This window comes from Paraburkholderia sp., assembly GCF_034668105.1.
GTDB lineage: Bacteria > Pseudomonadota > Gammaproteobacteria > Burkholderiales > Burkholderiaceae > Paraburkholderia.
The window spans coordinates 1-3492 of the sequence record NZ_JAXDPY010000288.1 but is presented as its reverse complement, the minus strand read 5'-3'; the positions used below and the strand labels follow the sequence as shown (position 1 = coordinate 3492).

The window sequence follows — 3492 nt, the reverse complement described above, 5'->3', positions numbered from 1 at the left end:
TTCGGCCGACGTCGTCACTTCTCCAGGGCGGCGCAGCATCTTGTCGACTTCGCCCGCCTCGCTCCGAACGCCTCCGTCTACCGTTGTCCGTCATTTAGCATGCCCCAATTCGCAGCGGGGAGAACTTCCCGAGTTGGGAATTTCAAGGGCATCGCTCCAGTCTGCTCGCGTGACAGTGAGTCTGGTTCTCGAAGGAGATAGGCCCGTGTTCTGGCCGCGGATTATCCAGTTAGCAAGGTTTTTACTTCGCGTCCAATCGGTGCGCGAGTTTCAGATTGAATAGGCTACCGTCAGATGACTCGGCGGGCGCGCTAAATAGAGCGGGGGAAGTTTGCGCACGCACTGATCTGCGCGGCAGAGACACTTCATTCAGGCTACGCGCGACAGAATTTCTGTCGGCGTAGCTTCCGGCGTAAGTTCGGTATTCTGATCTTTACATTAAAGTTCAGATCCCGCCCACGCACATATATTTGATGACGACGTAATCGTCGATGCCGTAATGCGATCCTTCGCGGCCGAGACCGGATTGCTTGACGCCGCCGAACGGTGCGACTTCGTTGGAAATCAGTCCGGTATTGATGCCCACCATGCCGTATTCGAGCGCTTCGGCGACACGCCAGACGCGGCCGATATCGCGGCTATAGAAGTACGACGCGAGGCCGAATTCCGTGTCGTTGGCGAGGCGGATCACTTCTTCATCCGACGAAAAGCGGAACAGCGGCGCGAGTGGTCCGAAGGTTTCGTCGCGCGCGACCTTCATGGCCGGCGTGACATCGGCGAGCACGGTCGGCTCGAAGAAGCCGTGACCGAGCCCGTGGCGCTTGCCGCCGGTAACGATGCGTGCGCCTTTGGCGAGGGCGTCTTCGATATGCGATTCGACTTTGAGCACGGCGGCTTCGTTGATGAGCGGGCCTTGCGTGACGCCCTCATCGGTGCCGCGGCCTACCTTGAGTTGCTCGACGGCGACGCGCAGTTTTTCGGCGAATGCGTCGTAGACCTTATCGTGCACGTAGAAGCGATTGGTGCAGACACAGGTCTGGCCGCTATTGCGGTATTTCGATGCGATGGCGCCTGCGACGGCCGCATCCAGATCCGCATCGTCGAAGACGATGAAGGGCGCATTGCCGCCGAGGGTCTTTTAGGACTGGCGTCGGCATTTTTGGGGTTGCTCCTGGGGTTTAAATTTGGGTTTTTTTTGCCTGCGGGGCGCTTGGTTGTTTGCCTGCGGCGTGGGCCTTTCCTTGTTTTCTTAGTGGTCTATTAGCGTCGCCCCTGTGCGGGGCGGGCACTACTTTTCTTTGCCTGCCGCAAAGAAAAGTAGGCAAAAGAAAGCGGCTCACACCGCTAACTCTTAAGCGGGTCCCCTGGCTTGGAGGGGGTAGTGGTGCATCTGGAATCGGGGCTCTCGCACACTTCGCGTCAGTGACACAGCAGTCATACTTCCGGCGGCGCTGCGCGCGCCGAAGGGTACTTCATAAACCGTTGCCATGTTCGAACACTGCATATTCGAACCGCTGTCACGTGGCGAGCCTCGCGAAGGCGAGGCGAATGACTCCACCACGTCCAAACGAAGCCCCGATTTCCCATGCAAACCCATCCGCGACTCACGCGGTGCGGAGTGGGAGCTAATGAGCGCCTTGTCACTCACGTTAAATGTGCGAGAACACTGATTCCAGATGCACCACTACCGTAACTGTGCGAGGGACCCGCTTATGAGCTGGCGGTGTGAGCGGCTTTCTTTGCTTATCTTTCTTTGCCGCCCTCCATGTCAGGCTAGATCCTATGTAGTACGGGGCCACTGAACACGCACCACGCTGATCGTAAAATCAATCCGTGTGGGCCTTACTCAAAGGAGAGGATCATGCGCACAGATCAGGCAGACATGACGCATTTCGAACCGCTCGTGCTGGCGGTGTCGCTCGAACTGGCGGCGGCAAAGTGGAAGGTAGCGCTGCACGATGGCCGGCGCGACAACCCGGCCGTGCGCACCGTAGCGGAGCCACAGGCCGCATCCCGTCTGCAGGCCGTGCTGACCCTGATTGGGCAGCACAAGGAGAAGTGGGCACTACCAGCGAATGTACGAGTCGTCGTCAGCTATGAAGCGGGCCAGGACGCATTCTGGATCTGTCGTGCGCTGCAAGCTCGCGGGATCGAATGTCATGTCGTCGATCCCGCGAGCATCCCCGTTGAGCGCCACAAACGGCGCGCCAAGACCGACCGGCTCGATGCCGTCAAGCTGGTCATCAACCTGCGTGCCTGGCTGCGCGGCGAACGCGGACGCATGCGGGTAATCCGGGTGCCGTCACCGCAGGACGAAGCATCCCGCCATCTGATGCGCGATCGCGGGCAACTGCAGAAGGAAGTCCTGCAGCACCGCGACCGCATGCGCAAGCTGCTTGTCACACTCGGTTGCTGGGACGAGGTCGACAGCAGGAAGTTCGCCGGCCGGCTCGCCCGTGGCGAGCTACGGTGTCACGATGGCGCGCCGCTGCCAGCAGAGCTCCACGAACGGCTGGTTCGCGAGTGTGAGCGACTGACACTCGCCGAGCAGCAACTTGCCGTCCTGGAGAAGACGCGCCAGAGCAGTCTGCCCGAGCCTGCGCGCGAGCGGATTGCTCACCTTACACGCCTGAGCGGCATCGGGCCCGTTGGCGGCTCGAGACTGGCGCTGGAACTGTTCTGGCGGCAATTCACCAATCGCCGTCAGGTCGGCGCATGCGTTGGGCTCGCGCCGCAACCCTACGACAGTGGTGAGAGCCAGGTGGATCAGGGCATCAGTAAACAGGGCAACCGGCGGGTGCGTGCGCTGCTGATCGAGATGGCGTGGTCCTGGATCCGCTACCAACCCGCGAGTGCTCTGACGCAGTGGTTCAATCACCGCACCCAGGGCACCGGGCCCAATCGACGGGCGCGTCGCATTACGATCGTCGCCGTGGCGCGGCGTCTCGCGATTGCGCTGTGGCGCTATCTGAAGGATGGTGTGATTCCAGCAGGAGCGCAGCTAAAACCCGCATAAGTCCCCAGAGTGCTGGCCGCACGAGGCCTGATCAACGATGTGAAGTGAAGCAAATATGGTTTGAAGCGAGCATGCCCGTAGGCGACAAGGGTTGCCCAAGCAGGCAACCGATTCTCTAGATGGGGCATGCTCCCGGTAATGATGCCGGCGTAACGCGCGTATAGGATGAGGCTGGCTTCACGCCAGCGGATAGAAGTTAGTGAGACATCAGGTCTCACGAGCGCAAGGATCGACTTCGAACCATTGCAATTCACGCAACGCAGGGAACTCGTTGTACGCGTTGACGGAAGATCAATTTATTGATGATCAACCTGCCCGCCAAATGGCTTGACAAAGGACTACTCATAGAAGTTGTCGCCTCACCCGAACCGATTGATGTAAAGATGGGGGGCGGACAGCGAATGGAAGATGAAGCGCTATTCAGCGGAAACCCGTGAATGGGTAATCAAACAGATGATGCCGCCGTTCAATCGTGC

At 59.7% G+C, this 3492-nt stretch carries 1 protein-coding gene and 1 pseudogene; one reads left to right on the top strand and one right to left on the bottom strand.

Features of this window, described 5'->3' with window-relative positions:
* Positions 1–445 precede the first annotated feature (445 nt).
* Positions 446–1132, bottom strand: a pseudogene (locus QOC89_RS13370) (aldehyde dehydrogenase family protein); the annotation flags it as partial.
* Between the two features lie 729 nt (positions 1133–1861).
* Here QOC89_RS13370 and QOC89_RS13365 point away from each other — a divergent pair.
* On the top strand, positions 1862–3016 hold the full coding sequence (locus tag QOC89_RS13365; protein ID WP_323045445.1) for an IS110 family transposase: 1155 nt from the start codon (positions 1862–1864) through the stop codon (positions 3014–3016).
* The last annotated feature ends 476 nt before the right edge of the window (positions 3017–3492 follow it).